This is a genomic window from Brevibacillus sp. NRS-1366 (assembly GCF_050467985.1).
The window spans coordinates 180,455-195,683 of record NZ_JBITPN010000011.1; the positions used below are offsets into that span (position 1 = coordinate 180,455).

Below are 15,229 nucleotides of genomic sequence, written 5' to 3' on the forward strand. Positions count from 1 at the left end.
GCAAAGCTTCGGTCGCTCGCCAGAAGAACGCTTGCATTGTTTTGCAGCTTGCCTGTTTATACCAGTCCTTTTTCTTTCATAATCTTCAGGCGTGCAATCAGCCCTCCACCGTTGATGAGCTCTAGTAGTTCCTCGGAATACGGTTCCGTTTGCAGCTGTAGATACGGGGCTTCGCGGGTCACTGTACCCTCGGCGACCTGCAACTCTACATGGTCGCCGTCCTGGAGCACATCCGCAGCCTCATCAGAAATCATGACCGGCAGCCCTAGCGCTATACTGTTGCGGAAAAATATCCTGGCAAAGGATTTGGCAATCACTGCTTTTACGCCCAGCTTCAGCAGATTTGCAGGCGCCGCCTCCCTGCTGGAGCCGCAGCCGAAGTTGCCTCCCGCCACAATGATGTCGCCAGGCTTCACGCCTGATGCAAAGCCCTCATGGTTTATCAGGATATGCCTTTTTGCTTCCTCCCACTCCATGTTCCATGTGTAGGACGGTGACATCAGATCCGTGTTGACATTGTTGCCAAACAGCCATACCTTGCTTCGTTCCCCTTCCATCACGCAAAAACCTCCCTTGGATCGGCAATCCTTCCCGAGACAGCGGCAGCTGCCGCAACCGCGGGAGAAGCCAGATAGATATTTGCTTGGGGGCTGCCCATCCTGCCCTTGAAGTTGCGGTTTCCAGTGGACAGGCAGTTTTCGCCAGGCGCAAGCAGACCAAGGTGGCCCCCCAGGCATGGACCACAACCGGGTGGTGAAACCACAGCGCCTGCTTCAGCAAAGACCGCCAGCGCCCCTTCGTGCAGTAACTGCTGATAAATTTCGGCGGAAGCCGGGGAGATCAAAAGGCGCGTGCCTTTAGCCACCCTCTTGCCTTTGAGCAGCTGTGCCGCCGTCCTCAGATCATCCAATTTGCCATTGACGCACGATCCGATAAACACCTGATTGATGCGGACTCCGGCGGCTTCTGTGACGTTTACGCCATTGCCCACGTCCCCTGGCAGTGCAACCTGAGGCTCCAGCTTGCTTGCATCCACGGTGATCTCCCGCGCGTATGTTGCGTTTTTATCCGGTCCAAACGGCTCGCATGGGAGCCCGCGCGCCGAATAATACGCCTGTGTTGTTTCATCTACCGCAAACAAAGCGAATTTGGCTCCGAGCTCTACTCCCATATTGCAAAGAGTCATTCTCTGAGAGATGGTGAGCGAGTGGGCTAGTTCGCCGCTAAATTCTATGGTTTGGTAGTTGGCGAAGTCTGTTCCGTATTGTGCTGCAAGAAATAGCGCGATGTCCTTGGATGTTACAAAAGGCGACAAACTGCCGTGTAGTATGACATTTATCGAATGGGGCACTCGAAACCAAAGGTGTCCCGTTGCGAGTACCCATGCTCCTTCGGTAAAGCCGATGCCGCACCCCGCGCTGCCCACCGCACCGTACATACATGCGTGGGAATCCGTTGCCAAAGACAGATGCCCCGGACGGCACAGCCCGTGCGACACGACAAGCTCATGGCCGATGCCGGAGTTGATGTCAAAAAAGCTGTCAATTCCAAGCTGTTCTACAAGTTCACGGGACTGTGCTTGCATCGTCGCGGCCTGTATTGTGGAGGGAGGTGCTTCATGATCAAAGGCTACTGTAACCGAGTCCGGATCCGCCAGTTTCCGGATGTCCAATTGATCTAGATGCCGGTAGACAAGCGGAAAACACTCGGTGATCATCAGCCGGTCCACCTTTGCCGTAACAAATTGCCCTGGCCGTACCTCACCCAATCCAGCGGCGGCAGCCAGCACCTTTTCAGCCATTGTCATTGCGCGAGGGATTGCTTTTCCGTCCATGCCATCAACTCCATCAGTTCAGATACGAATCTATGCTCCAAAGTACCCACGCAGCGTATGATACGCTCTGCCTGTTCCTTGTCCATATATTCCGAAACACACGTTAAAAATTTCTCTTGGATCTGCTGGTTGCTCATTGGATTGCTGCGATCCCCGAGCGGATGATCCACCCGTCCCGAAAGTACGCGGCCGTCCTTTAGCGTAATCTCCACCACTGCCGGCCTTGCAGCAGGATACAGCGCCTCCAATTCGTCATCCGCTTGCACAACAATATTGCTCATAAGTCTTCGAATACTGTCGTTTTCCCAGTACCTGTCCTGGAATTGTGATTGATCCAGTTTGCCCGCCACAAGCCGCGCCGCAATACAATAAGGCAGGCTGTGGTCCGCTTCCTCCCTGTTCCGCGGGTCGTAAGATACTTCCCGCGCGATCCATGTAGCCCATTGATGGACCAATATCTGGATGTGGGCGATCTCCTCATGGTCTACAGATTCACGCTGCAGAATGTTTTCCAGCGCTTCTAGCGCGCTATGAGCCATGAACTCCACTGGATACGCCTTGATGGTTGTGTTGAGGATCCGAGGTTTCTGTGGACGCAGATCCGCCTTTTTCCAGTCGGAATTCCCTGTGGCGGCTAACACATTTTCCACGGCATCCTGAGGCCCAGTACATCCATTCATCGCCAGCCGTGCGGCAAGCAGGACGTTCTTCACTGTTAGAGAAAATGTGAGTGTTTTCATGTCCGTCTGCGGACCAGTGCCCAACGTGGTCAGATTGGTCGAGGAGCTGATGGCAATTGTGTTTGCAATGTACTCAGCCTTCATATCCAGCAGCAACCCCAGGACCGCCGATGCCACAACGTTCGCAATCGTCGCATAGTGCCAGCCGTTGCGGTTAGACAGCGTGTTCTCAGTAAACCAGCCCTGCAGGTCATAGGCTAGGACGATTCCTTGCAAGGCCTGTCTTCCGGACAAGCCCCACGCTTCGCAGCAAGCCAATACAAACGGGATAAACTCACTGGGATGACTTGCATCCATGTCATAATAGACGTCCATATAATCCTGGACCCTTGTCAGCGCTCCGTTGCAGATGATCGCGTGCTCCAGGGACGCTTTGCCGCCGATACCGAATACCGTGGCCTCCTTGACCTTGTCCTTCCCGACGTCCATCGCCGCATAGATGTTAGCGATAGACGGCTCTTTCCATCCGGAAACGGAAACCCCCAGTGTATCCAGGACGAGCTGCTTCGCACGGACCAGAGTTGCGTCATTCATTTCTTGACTCCGGAACGCTTCTGTATAAGTAACAATTTCGTGAATGAATTTATTCATAAATACCTCCCGTTTTACCAGCCTCGATGATCGCTTCCAGCGCAACGTCATTTACACGGTCCATGCCATTTTTCTATCACCGCAGACGATCACGCTGTGTGCTACCTTGCCACGTTCGAGCTTCAATACGGGGAAGGTCTATCATTTAGCTTCATTTTTTACTCCTTCAGTTATATTACTTCTGTTATATTACTTCTGTTATATTTCTCCAGCTGCACGCAGGCAGCATAATGGTCATGTCTTACCTCCGAGAGAATGGGCTCAGCAGAGCATGCTTCCGAACGAGCGGCGCATCGGGTAGAAAATGGACAGCCTTTGGGCGTGTCGATGGGGCTTGGGATGTCTCCGATCTCCACCCTCTTTTTCGGCGCTTCGGGATCGATAGTAAGTATCGAATCAAACAGCTTTTGCGTGTAAGGGTGCAACGGTTCGGAAAAGAGGCGGTCGCACGAGGCTAATTCCATCAGCTGCCCCAGGTACATGACTCCGATGCGGTCGCATACATGCTCCATCACTTCCAGGTCATGCGCGATGATGATATAGGTCAAGTCGAACTGGGCCTGCAGGTCCTTCAGCAGATTCAGCACCTGTGCCCGAACCGAGGCATCCAGCGCGGAAACCGGTTCATCCAGAATGATGCATTTCGGCATGACGGATAACGCACGTGCAATGGCGATCCTCTGCCGCTGTCCGCCGCTGAACTGGTGGGGATATTTCATAGCGGCCGAGGCCGGCAACCCCGTCAGCTGAAGCAGCTCCTCCACGCGGGAAAGCAGCTCCTTCTTTTTCATTCCGCCCTTCACGATCAATGGCTCCGCAATGATCTCCCAAACCCTCATTCTGGGGCTGAGCGATGCAAACGGGTCCTGAAATACAACCTGTACTTCGCTATGCAGTTGCTTTTTCACAGACTTATCGCCGCAGTTGATATCCTTTCCGTCGTAGCACACCTGCCCTGAAGTTGGATGGTATAACCCAAGCATGGTTTTCACGAGTGTGCTTTTTCCACAGCCCGACTCCCCGACAATGCCGAAGGACTCGCCCCGGTAAACGGTCAACGTCACATTTTTCAGCGCTTTAACTGTTTTGTTTTTTCCGCCCTTGACGTGGAATTCCTTGCACACATTGGTCAGTTCATATGCAACCGCTCTTTCTTTGCCGCTCACTGCGCACCTCCGCTTAAAAAACATCTAACAAACGTGGTCTTCCCGTCAATTGTGTCGGGCCTTTCTCTATGGCAGCGATCCAACGCCTTATCACACCGAGGTGCGAAATGACAACCATCGATCTTTTCGCCCGGAATGGGTGGCGCACCGGGAATGGAGTACAGTCGATCCAGACGCATGCCCAGTCGGGGCAGGGAATCCATCAAACCTTTGGTATAAGGGTGTTGAGGTTGCTTCCAGACTTCGCGTACACTTCCCTGTTCCACGGCCGCACCGGCATACATGACGATCACCTTGTCCGCAACGCGGTTAATCACGCCATAATCATGGCTGATAATCATGACCGTCAGCCCTTTTTCCTCTTTGAGATCTTCCAAAAGCTGCAGAAAACCTGCCTGTACCGTCACATCCAGGGCGGTAGTGGGTTCGTCTGCGATCAGCAGCCTTGGATTTCCCGCCATACCAATTGCCCCCACCACACGCTGCCTCATTCCTCCGCTGAGTTCATGTGGATATTGGCGGCTCCTCCGTTCAGGATCTGGTATGGATACGCTGCGAAGCAGATTCACGACCTCTTCCCGTTCGTCTTTTACATCGTCGCGGTGTTCGCGAAGCACCTCTCTGATTTGCGAATCCACACGGAACAGCGGGTCTAGAGAGGTTAAGGGGTCTTGCAGGATCAATCCGATCTCGGAGCCGCGGAGCTTGCGCAGCTCGCGCTTGGACATCTTGAGCAGATCTTGTCCTCTATAAAGGATTCGGCCCTTTGTCACCCGCACATTCGGAGGAAGCAGGCCCATAATTGCCATGGCAGTCATGCTTTTGCCTGAACCCGACTCTCCTACAATTCCCACGATTTCACCACTGTTGATAGAAAAGGACAGGTCTTCGATCAGGATCGCCTTGCGCCTTCCCAAATCAGCCTCTACGGTGAGATGCTCGATTTCAATCAGCGGTTCGTTGTTCATCTTGACACCATCCTTTTCGGATCCATTTTGATTCTTAATGTATTTCCAAGTGCATTCACGCTCAGCACGGTCAAGAATATCGCAATACCGGGCACAGTGGTCAGCCACCACGCAGTTGCTATATAGTCGCGCCCTTCCGACATCATCAGCCCCCATTCGGAGCTGGGCGGAGCGGCCCCGAGACCTAGAAAGCTCAGGGATGCGGAGAGGATTATCGCCATTCCAAGCTGTAGGGTCGCCATAACGATGATGGTGTTGACCAAATTGGGAAGAATGTGGCGCGCAAGCACCCGGACCGTTCCTGCGCCCGACAGCTTCGCCAACGTTACAAAATCCTGATTTTTCAGCCGCATGGTTTCCACCCGGACCACCTTAGCGTAGTTGGCCCATGACGTAATACCAAGTACAAACACCACCGTTTCCGCACCTGGTCCGAGCACAACGCTCAGAGATAGGGCGATGAGCATATAAGGGATAGACAGAACGGCGTCCGTCAGGCGCATGAGCGCGGTGTCGACCGCGCGCCCACAGTAACCAGCCAATACCCCTATCACGGTGCCGATTGTTCCGGCCACCAACACCACAAACACACCCACCAGTACGGTTGTACGTGTGCCTGCCAACAACCGGCTGAATACGTCCCTGCCCAGATTATCAGTACCAAGTAAATGCTCCATGCTGCCGCCCGCAACAAAAGCGGGCGGTATCAGCGTAGTGCGCAGGCTGCCTTCGGTTGGTGAATATTTGGCAATGGAGTCGCCAAAAATACTGGCGAATAAAACCAAACTTAACATGATCACTGGAAACCAAATGCCACTCATAAAAGTGATGTATTTGTTTCTAAACAAGCCCTTCCCGTCCCCCTTCATTTATCTTTTCCCTCCGCATAGCTAATCCGGGAATCGATCGTGGCATAGAGAATGTCCGTTATCAAACTAATCAGTAAGACAAAGCCGGATCCAAGCAGCACAATGGTTTGCAATAACGGGAAGTCCCTGTTGGCGATCGATTGGACAGCGAGCGAGCCGATGCCGGGCCATGCAAAGATTTTTTCCGTGACCACCGAGCCGCTTAGAAGATAGCCAAATTGAACACCAATGATCGCAAGGATAGGGGGCATTGCATTTTTCAGCGCATGTTTGCAGATCACCTGAAACTCCGACAGTCCCTTCGTTCGACATAGCTTGATGGATTCTGCGGAAAGCACTTCGATCATGGACGACCGGGTAATGCGCATAATCGACGAGGTGGAGAACCAGCCTAATGCAATGGTCGGAAGTATGATGTGCGCAAACGAACCATATCCCGACGTCGGTAGCCAACCCATGGCCAGGCTGAAGATCTGGATCAGCAGGATTCCAAGCCAAAATGTTGGCATGGATTGCCCCATCATGGAAAGCCCCATCGTCATCCTGTCAACCGTCCCCAAAGGCTTCAGCGCAGACAGAAGACCGAATCCGATACCTACGACTGCGGCAAACATGATTGCAGCGAGCGCAAGTTGCAGCGTCATTGGAAAAAATTGCCCAAAGATTTCAAGAGTAGACATTTTCCAATACAATGACGTCCCAAAATCCCCCTTCAGGATACCTCCGATATAGCTGAAGAATTGGATGGGCAACGGCTGATCCAGACCGAGTTGCGACCGCAGCGCGGCGCGGTCGACGTCGGAGGCGTTTGCCCCCAGCATGAATACAGTGGGATCGCCAGAAATACGTCCCATGGAAAAGACAATGAAGCATACAAGGAACATGGTAATAAGCGCTTGACCGACGCGTTTGATAATAAACCTAGTCATATTGTACCTTCCGAATTTTAGTAATTTTTGAATCTTACCAAACCTTCAATTTCCTCCCGCCTCGCCCTTAAGCGGGCCACATACGGTCAATTCAGTTTCAGGTAGAAAATACCGTCGGTGAATACCGTTTGCGTGTTATTTTTCGTGTAATCGGCGACGCTTAGACCATAGGCATAGAACGTAGGAATCTGGACCAGGTTGACAAAGCTCACTTTGTCGATCATGATCTGCACTGCTTTTTCGATATCTGCTCTTCTGAGTTCCGGGTTCCCCTCCGACACCTGTTTGTCCCACAATTCGGACGTATCCGCGTCCGTCATCCAGGAGAGGCCATCTCCATTGGCAGCCCAGAGAAAATTAGAGGTGCCAATATCATAAGCGTTAGGCGATACACCCAACATCGCAAGTCCATCCACAGATCCCTTGATATACTCGGGGATGTACTGGCCTGCTTCGTGGAGAACAACCTCCGTCTTGATGCCGATGGATTCCAGATTGGTAGCAACGGCTTGTGCGGATTCAATCAGACCGGGAGTGGAACCAGATTGGTAAGCATGGATACGTATCGGTGTCTGAAATCCATTCGGAAAACCAGCTTCTTCCAGCAGCGTTTTTGCCTTCTCTGGATCATATGCTGTGGGCTTTACGTCCTTGGGCATACCAAACGCATCCGCACTATCAGGGAAAGGCAGCGCGGGTGTTGCCTGGCCACTATAAAGCGCTTGGGAAATCCCTTCCCGGTCAATTGCAAGGTCTATCGCCTTTCTTACGCGCACATCTGAAAAAGGAGAATTGGGGTCGAGCCGTTCACCGAACACAAACACACCCTGTGCCCCTGTGTTGATGCTGCGCACCTTGATGTTTGCGTTTGCCTGCAGCTCAGCAACGGACGAGTTTGGAACTGAGGCTGCCACGTCAATCTCACCCGCTTTGAGAGCAGCGATCATTGTAGAGGATTCCGGGATGATGCGCAAAGTAAGTTTGTCAACAGAAGGCGCGCCCAGAAAATAATCCTTGAAAGCTTCAAACTCGACGTTTGTCCCCAGCTTTTGGGAGACAAACTTGAATGGTCCATTTCCGATGGGAGCCTTAGTAAATGTTTCGTTGCCCACCTTTTCTATATGTGCCTTCGGCATAGCGGGGACAGAGTGCATATAGTAAAGAAACAGGGGAAATGGACGAGAAAATACGAACTTTACCGTATACTTATCAACGGCAGTGTAGGATTTCAAGGCATCGTAGAATTCAGAAACAGAAACCTCTTTATTAATTTCGGGGTTACTCATGCGTTCCACCCCGAAGATCACATCGTCTGAGGTCATTTCGGTTCCATCGTGCCAAAGGACGCCATTATCGAGAACCAGTGTCCACTCTGTGGAATCCTTGTTGCTACTCCAGGATTTTGCAGTGCCCAGCTCAGGATCGTATTTGCCATTGGCATCCCTTACAGCGTAATCCGTGTACAGCAGCCTGCTAATATTCTCGTTGGTATAGCCCGAAGGAATGGAATAATCCAAACGCTCCGCGCCTAGGTTTGCAACACCAACAACAATGGACTTTCCGGCTTCTTTCTTCGTACTTTCCCCGACCGATGGAGCTGTATTTTGTGTACTGCAACCGAACAAGCCTATCACCATAGTAAGAGCCGTCAGCAGACAGAAGATTTTTTTTATGAACGACATTTGTTTCATTTTCTTCCCCCCTAATAAATCTTGGTTTTTCTTTCATTCCCTCACTTAATTCCAAATTTTCACTCTTCTTGTAACAAGCCTTCTGGGCAGATAATGAATTACTGCACAATTATTGCTGATGCTGCGTATACCAAACAAACTGCGTCATTATGTTTCCTTCTATGTTTACATATGGTCGTTTCACCCTTGTGCTTTCCAGAGCTGTTCTCTTTTAGGCTTAATCCCGCTAACTTAACTTTTGAATCTGTTTCGGGTGTGAGAATCGATTACATCATCTATTTCTCCGATAAACCCTGCCGTCGAAATCAAGCCTACTCCTTTGATTTCAAGCATCTTCTCGAACCCCGGTATCTCTTTTGCCAGGCTTTCTATCCATGCCATCGTTTTTTCATACTGACGCATTTTGCTTTCATAATCCTATAATCCTCAAGAAGCATTTGCAGTTCATTCTCCGCAGATATCAAGCCTTTCGTTTTTCCAATCCAGTCCCTAAATACCTTGGTACTAATCCAGCGGCTGATCCTGTTTTTGTTTGCCGAAAGCGCCTTCATGATTCGCCATCGGCTTTCCATGGCTGTTCGTAATTCCTTGTACCCCCCTTCCGACAGGGATAGTTCTATATATCTTTGAAGCCATTGTATCCGGCTAGCTTCCCTGCCCATTCTTCCAGCATTGCAAACCCTTCTGCATCGTTATTGAATATCAGCAGCTTCCCATACTCTACGCCTCTGTAATTAATAGCCCTGGCGCAATGTGTTTCACTGCCTACTTCAATTCCGACAAACAGTGTCTTTTCTGTGATTTGATTTACTTGTTTACCATGCTGACGCTAGGTTAGAGGATCACATTGAATCAAAGATATGAAACTTTATTTCTTTTGCTTGTTCAGATAATAACATTTGTTTCATTTATTATCAACACCCTTTCCCAAATTTTCAGCGAATTTCGCGTATTTCAAAAAGTCGATTCCGAAAATTATTAGTCACTCATTCCGAATAAGATTAGCCTCCCTCTACATCCACCTCAAGGCGAATCCATTCATCCCTGATAGGTGTAGTCTCCGGATTGTCGAATGTCCTATGTGACAACGACAGAAAGGAGTTTACACGCATACCGAAGCGATGTTTCCTCTGAACATTTCCGGTAGGATCTCCTAAAATCCAAAAAATTGGATTAATTTCCTTTTTTGGGTGTTGCTTAGGTAAGTTATTAAAAACAAACTGTTTGACTTTCGGGATGTACACTGACCCTGTTACACCTCTACCCATTCAATCAAAAACATTTGTTCGAAGATAATAAAGTATTGAGCAGTTACTTGCTCTCCTACGTCGGTCAACATACGATCAATCGGCTGCGCAATGAATTGTACCAGCACATCCAAAAGCAGGACATGGGCTTTTTCGATAAAAATCGGACAGGTGACTTGATGTCCCGCATCACGGGCGATGTCAGCATCCTCCAGCAGCTCGTCTCCTCTGGGATGCTGCAAATGATCACGGAGTTGTTTACGTTTTTGGCGATTGCATTTTACATGCTGTATGTGAATCCGCTATTGATGCTGTGCACATTCTCGCTTCTGTTTTTGTTTACCAGAAAAGTTGGCAAACGAATGCGCTCTTCTTTTCGATCCGTACAGGCCAGCCTGGCTGCTACCCGCATCAGTGCCATCGTTGCTTATCTCGCCTATCTGCGTCTGCTCCAAACGCCAGTACGCCAGCTAAGCCGCATGATCAACTTGATCCAACAGTCAGCAGCAGCGTATGATCGCATCTCTGAAATTTTGAACACCAAGCCCAGCATTACGGAAAAGGAAAATGCCTTCGCGCTGCCTCCGCTACGTGGACAGGTGGAGTTTGAGCACGTTACCTTTGGTTATCAAGCTGGAATCCCGGTCCTGGGTAATTTTGATCTGCGGATGGCCCCAGGCACTGTGACTGCTCTGGTCGGGTCCTCAGGTGCCGGGAAATCAACCGTAGCGCATGAAAAAACCGCTACCCAACAGGTAACGGTTTTTTCATGTACTATTTCTCAGTGAACGACCCTCTTACATTTTTCACTTTCCGATCACCGGAGCCATCTTCCAAAATCGTTACATCTCCACTGACCTTATCGATGTCAATATTTCCGCTCCCATCCGAAATGGTCAGGCTTCCGTTGTGCTTGGTTATTCTCAAATCCCCAGACTCATCCTGGATTTCCACATCCCCGCCTGTATCCTCGAGGGAGATGTTACCAGATTCATCATGGATCAGTTTGAGTGCAGTCGCATTATTTATCTTGATGTCACCTGACTGGTCATCGATCTCCACTTCACCCGTGACATCCGTTATCGAAATATCACCTGAATCATCCTCGATAGTGAGCGACCCTGCAAGATGAGAAATGTCAATGTCTCCTGAACCGTCGGCTATCGAAACCTTTAAATTGGAGGGAATCGTAACCGTCAGATCAATATCCGTGTAGCGAATCCCGAATCCGCCACTCGTTTTTGAAACCAGATTTGCAGTATTTCCTTCTTTTTCGAGCGTAACGATAATGTCCTCTGCCGCGATATTTTGTGATTTTTTTATCGTCGCTTCGACCTTTATTGCGGTAGCTTGATCGTCGCCTTTTACAACCAAATCGCCTGATTCTGTCTGAATATCTAGTGCTTCAATGGATTCCAAAGGTAATTCCAAATGTCTCTTTTCCTCAACCATCTCCATGCTGCTGCAGCCAGCAAGGCCCATTGCCGCTAGCAGTAATCCTACTCCTATCCAACGTTTCATCTTTTTCTCCCTTGCCCCTCATTGATGTTGATTGGTTCTAGTGTAGCATGCATGATCGGGTGAGCCATCAGACCCTGGATTTGTTTTCCAGTCCGTCTGTGGACGGAGGGGGCAGATTGTTACAGACTTTTGGAGCAATCGCTGCTTACGGATCGATGAGCGTTTTTCGCTCCCACGCTTTGCTTCTCCAGCGGAAAAACATGACGATACCACGTATCCACTCATCTGCAGCCACTGCCAGCCAGACGCCGGCCAACCCCAGATTCGCGTGAAAAGCGAGGACGTACCCGAGTGGAAGGCTAATTCCAACCATCGAAATCAATCCCATATAGACGGGAAACTGTGCATCACCTGCTGCCCGGAGCGAATTGATCAGGACGATGTTAAACACCCTTCCTGTCTCGAGCAAAATGCTCAGCAGGATAATTTGTGTACTGATGCGAAGTATATCTGGGTCTTTTGTAAACAGTCCCATGATCGGCTCACGAAAAATAATGATCAGTGTATTGATGACAACGGTATAGACGAGGCCCCAACGCAAGCTTTTCCATACGCGTCCGTATGCCTCATCTCGTCTGCCGGCCCCGACAAGGCGCCCGGTGATGATCGCGGTCCCCATGCCAATTGCGACGCTGAACAAGTAAATAAACATAGAGATATTGAGGACGTACTGTCTTGAAGCTAGTGCCGCTGCACCCAGGAAGGTCACATAGTACAAAAAAACTGACTGACAGGCGTGATACGTAATTTGTTCAAATGCCGAGGGAATTCCCACTCTGCAAATTTTACTGACATACGATTTCGTGAGCGTTACGTAATCTTTGAGCTCTACCTTGACCTCAATCAGACGATAAAACGCCCAGAAGAAAATGAGCAAGCCCAGTCCTCTGCTCACTACCGTAGAGATCGCTGCCCCTTCGACACCCAAAGCCGGGAACCCAAAATGGCCGAAGATGAGCAAGTAATTCCCGATGACGTGAATGATGTTCATTCCCAGCGAGATAAACATGCTCTCTCGCGTAAAGCCGTACGTACGAATGATGCTTGCCAGTGTATTGATGATTGCTTGGAGAAAAAGCCCTCCGCCTACGATCGCTGTATACGACTGAGCCATCATCAAAATTTCGCCTTGCAAATTCACACTCTGCAGCAGTGCATTCCCATACAAGACAAATCCTGCACTCATCACGATTCCGATGATGAGGTTCAGGGTAACAGCAATCGCACCGACCTTTGCCGCGTCTTGCATTTTTTGGGAGCCGATATATTGAGCGACTACAATCGACGCTCCGTTCCCCACTACTTCCAGAACGAGAATCGCGATGAAAATGAACTGATTAGCTGCGCCAACCGCGGAAACAGCCTGATCAGAAACACCGCTTAGCATGAAGGTATCGGTAATGCCAATGAGCGTAAAAAGAAATAGCTCTAAAAAAATGGGCCACGTCAAAGCAAACAAATTGAATTGTTTGGCTTCCTGCTGTCCCTGTTGTTGCTTTGCGAGTGTTGCTTCCATGGTGTCACCTTTCTTGGCGGGATGCCCTGATTTACATTAGCGTCATCATTTTACACCGTAGCTCCTCAGGTTTGTAGAGACTTGGCCTTTTCTTTACATGATATTCATGAAGCATTTGCGAAAAAAGGCGAATCGGAGGAGAAACAATGGAAAAGAAACAAACACCGGGCAAATCACCCGGTGTTACTTGATTAGAAGTGGCTTGTTTAAAACTGGCTCGCCGCTTGCTGCAGCATCGCCTTGGTAACAGTTGGCGAATCGGACGCCACACGATACATGATCGTCTGCTCTCCAGCTTTGCCTACCCAGGACAGCTCTTGGTACTGATGGGATTCGCTAAACAAGAATTGGTCATTTTTCGTGTAATGCGCTTTTTTCCCATTGACCTCTACCGGTACATACGTTGTCGTTTCAGGCGTACTCACTTGTACATTCACCTGGTCTTTTGGAAGCACCTCTACCGTGACATAGATCCGTTCGTTTTGCTCGTTTTGATAGAGGGTCGTATATGCATCGATGGGAGACTCTGTTTTCGGAACCACTTTCCATACGACACTCTTCCCTGTCTCCCTGCTTTTTGCTTGCAGCTCCTGCAACCACTCATATCCTTCCTGCCCGACCATTACTCCAAAAGGCGTACCCAGCTTTCCTTCACGGAATGCAAAGTGGTCAGATAGCTGCTTCGGCATTGATGGCAAGGGAGCAGCTTTTTCATGGACAGCATTCCATTGTTTCCAATCCAGTACGACTTCAGGCTTTTCTACCCCGATGACTGGATTTTGCTGAAAGATCGGATGCTTTTCTTTTGCTAGTTCAGCAAAATAAACGACGGCCGTCTCCCCTGTTGCCAGCGTGTTCTCTGCGTTTGTCAGCTCACGGCGGATTTCTTCAGGGGTGATCCGCGTTAATGCAAACTCTTTATGAGCTTGCACCTCCATATGCACAGCGCCCTCGTCTACCTTGTACAGCAAGGTTTGAGTTGAAAAACCAAAGCCAGTAAGCAGGACGAACACTGCAGCCACATGGGTCAGTTTCGGGCGCAGCCCTTTTTTCTGCTGCTTTCCGCCCGCAAGCTCTTGCCTGATAGCAAATTTGATTCTGTTATCCAACGCCGGATCGCTTTTGAGCTCCCCTGCCGCCCATTCATACTCTTTTTTCAGCTTTTTCTCAATGAACATGAAAAGAAGCCTCCCTTCTATTCGTACGCTCTTCAAAATGCTCTCTTAGCTTTTTCATAGCCAAGTGGTGTCTCGATTTTACAGTTCCGAGCGGGATCTGCAACATCGCAGCAATCTCCTCCAGGGAACAGTTTTGATAGTAACGCAGCACGACAATTTCCTTCAGTTTTTGAGACAATTGCTCCACGACAGGCATGACCTCCAACTGATCGCTAATGGCCTCCAGTTTATCTTCCAATCCAGCGACAGGAGCTTCGTACCCTTTTTCCTTCACTCTCTCCAGCAGGCGAAATCTGCGCCAAATGCTTCGGTTCCAATTGCGAACCTGCCGAACAATCAAGCCGTTAAACCAAGCAGTAAAGGATTGCTCAGCATCGTACTTGTCGAAGCTTCGAATCAACTCCACATACACTTCACTCATGATGTCGTCTACATCTTGTTTGTGTGGCGCCAAAAAGTAAATCAAGTTGTAGACATAAATTCGAGTCACTCGATAGACTTCTTGAAATGCTTCTTCCTCCCCTTGGCGCATCCGGATGAGCCAAGGTTTTACGTCTATCTCTTTCATTGGCCGGCCTCCATTCAGGTCTTACATGATATATTGGCTCCCACCGCTCTCTTAGGTTCACTTTTCTTGCAACATTCGGTTTTCTGCTATGTAAAAAACCTCTATCAAGTGTTCTTTTCGTTGAGCATCGAATTGTACTCATGGATATGGAGTGGCTGCAATAGCGCCGAAGATCACCCTTTACATCTATTTTCACAACTATGCCATAATTGGAAGCCGATCACGCAATCTTGGAGAATATGCAAGGTGACTTCCTCCGTTCTTGGGGTTTTGGGTTTGGAAAAACTTCTCCAAGTTGGGTGAAGTCCCTTTTTTATGCCTGAAAAATCCTTATGTATCAAAGGGCTCTGGTTAATGCAAAAGGCTTAAACGCAGCAAGGCCACCGTCATACAGACGGCAGCCCCGTGACC

At 49.6% G+C, this 15,229-nt stretch carries 14 protein-coding genes; 1 reads left to right on the forward strand and 13 read right to left on the reverse strand.

The genetic code is table 11. The features are described 5' to 3' along the window. Nucleotides 1–56 precede the first annotated feature (56 nt). The 9 genes from ACIFQN_RS06425 to ACIFQN_RS06465 form a co-directional block, all read right to left on the reverse strand. Nucleotides 57–557: a 3-isopropylmalate dehydratase gene (locus tag ACIFQN_RS06425; protein WP_429832282.1), complete on the reverse strand. Its 501-nt coding sequence runs from the start codon at nt 555–557 to the stop codon at nt 57–59. Further along, nucleotides 557–1,834: an aconitase/3-isopropylmalate dehydratase large subunit family protein gene (locus tag ACIFQN_RS06430; RefSeq protein WP_429832217.1), complete on the reverse strand. Its 1,278-nt coding sequence runs from the start codon at nt 1,832–1,834 to the stop codon at nt 557–559. The genes ACIFQN_RS06425 and ACIFQN_RS06430 overlap by 1 nt, the downstream gene beginning before the upstream one ends. Continuing rightward, nucleotides 1,804–3,216 carry an MmgE/PrpD family protein gene (locus ACIFQN_RS06435; RefSeq protein ID WP_429832218.1) on the reverse strand — a complete coding sequence of 471 codons (1,413 nt, stop codon included), beginning with the start codon at nt 3,214–3,216 and terminating at the stop codon, nt 1,804–1,806. Before ACIFQN_RS06435 ends, ACIFQN_RS06430 begins: the two co-directional genes overlap by 31 nt. 119 nt (nt 3,217–3,335) lie before the next feature. Further along, the gene (locus ACIFQN_RS06440; RefSeq protein WP_429832219.1) at nt 3,336–4,331 is read right to left on the reverse strand and encodes an ABC transporter ATP-binding protein; all 996 of its coding nucleotides are present in this window, start codon (nt 4,329–4,331) and stop codon (nt 3,336–3,338) included. Continuing rightward, entirely contained in the window at nt 4,328–5,299 is a 972-nt protein-coding gene (locus ACIFQN_RS06445) for an ABC transporter ATP-binding protein (protein WP_429832220.1), read from the reverse strand. The genes ACIFQN_RS06440 and ACIFQN_RS06445 overlap by 4 nt, the downstream gene beginning before the upstream one ends. After that, nucleotides 5,296–6,147 carry an ABC transporter permease gene (locus tag ACIFQN_RS06450; RefSeq protein ID WP_429832221.1) on the reverse strand — a complete coding sequence of 284 codons (852 nt, stop codon included), beginning with the start codon at nt 6,145–6,147 and terminating at the stop codon, nt 5,296–5,298. The genes ACIFQN_RS06445 and ACIFQN_RS06450 overlap by 4 nt, the downstream gene beginning before the upstream one ends. Nucleotides 6,148–6,164: 17 nt before the next feature. Beyond that, nucleotides 6,165–7,097 carry an ABC transporter permease gene (locus tag ACIFQN_RS06455; protein WP_429832222.1) on the reverse strand — a complete coding sequence of 311 codons (933 nt, stop codon included), beginning with the start codon at nt 7,095–7,097 and terminating at the stop codon, nt 6,165–6,167. A gap of 86 nt (nt 7,098–7,183) precedes the next feature. Beyond that, a complete protein-coding gene (locus ACIFQN_RS06460; RefSeq protein ID WP_429832223.1) occupies nt 7,184–8,788 on the reverse strand; it encodes an ABC transporter substrate-binding protein in 1,605 nt (534 codons plus the stop codon). Nucleotides 8,789–9,019: 231 nt separating this feature from the next. Beyond that, nucleotides 9,020–9,190 (reverse strand): hypothetical protein, encoded by a 171-nt coding sequence (locus ACIFQN_RS06465; RefSeq protein WP_429832224.1) that lies wholly within the window; start codon nt 9,188–9,190, stop codon nt 9,020–9,022. Between the two features lie 901 nt (nt 9,191–10,091). Here ACIFQN_RS06465 and ACIFQN_RS06470 point away from each other — a divergent pair. Further along, nucleotides 10,092–10,823 carry an ABC transporter transmembrane domain-containing protein gene (locus ACIFQN_RS06470; protein WP_429832225.1) on the forward strand — a complete coding sequence of 244 codons (732 nt, stop codon included), beginning with the start codon at nt 10,092–10,094 and terminating at the stop codon, nt 10,821–10,823. On the opposite strand, the gene ACIFQN_RS06475 is transcribed toward ACIFQN_RS06470, so the two are convergent. The 4 genes from ACIFQN_RS06475 to ACIFQN_RS06490 form a co-directional block, all read right to left on the reverse strand. Next, entirely contained in the window at nt 10,810–11,556 is a 747-nt protein-coding gene (locus tag ACIFQN_RS06475) for a DUF4097 family beta strand repeat-containing protein (protein ID WP_429832226.1), read from the reverse strand. The two genes, ACIFQN_RS06470 and ACIFQN_RS06475, sit on opposite strands and share 14 nt — an antisense overlap. A 145-nt stretch (nt 11,557–11,701) precedes the next feature. Then, a complete protein-coding gene (locus tag ACIFQN_RS06480) occupies nt 11,702–13,072 on the reverse strand; it encodes an MATE family efflux transporter (RefSeq protein WP_429832227.1) in 1,371 nt (456 codons plus the stop codon). A 206-nt stretch (nt 13,073–13,278) separates the two neighbouring features. After that, a complete protein-coding gene (locus ACIFQN_RS06485; RefSeq protein WP_429832228.1) occupies nt 13,279–14,250 on the reverse strand; it encodes a hypothetical protein in 972 nt (323 codons plus the stop codon). Next, entirely contained in the window at nt 14,240–14,818 is a 579-nt protein-coding gene (locus ACIFQN_RS06490) for a sigma-70 family RNA polymerase sigma factor (protein WP_429832229.1), read from the reverse strand. Before ACIFQN_RS06490 ends, ACIFQN_RS06485 begins: the two co-directional genes overlap by 11 nt. Between the last annotated feature and the right edge of the window lie 411 nt (nt 14,819–15,229).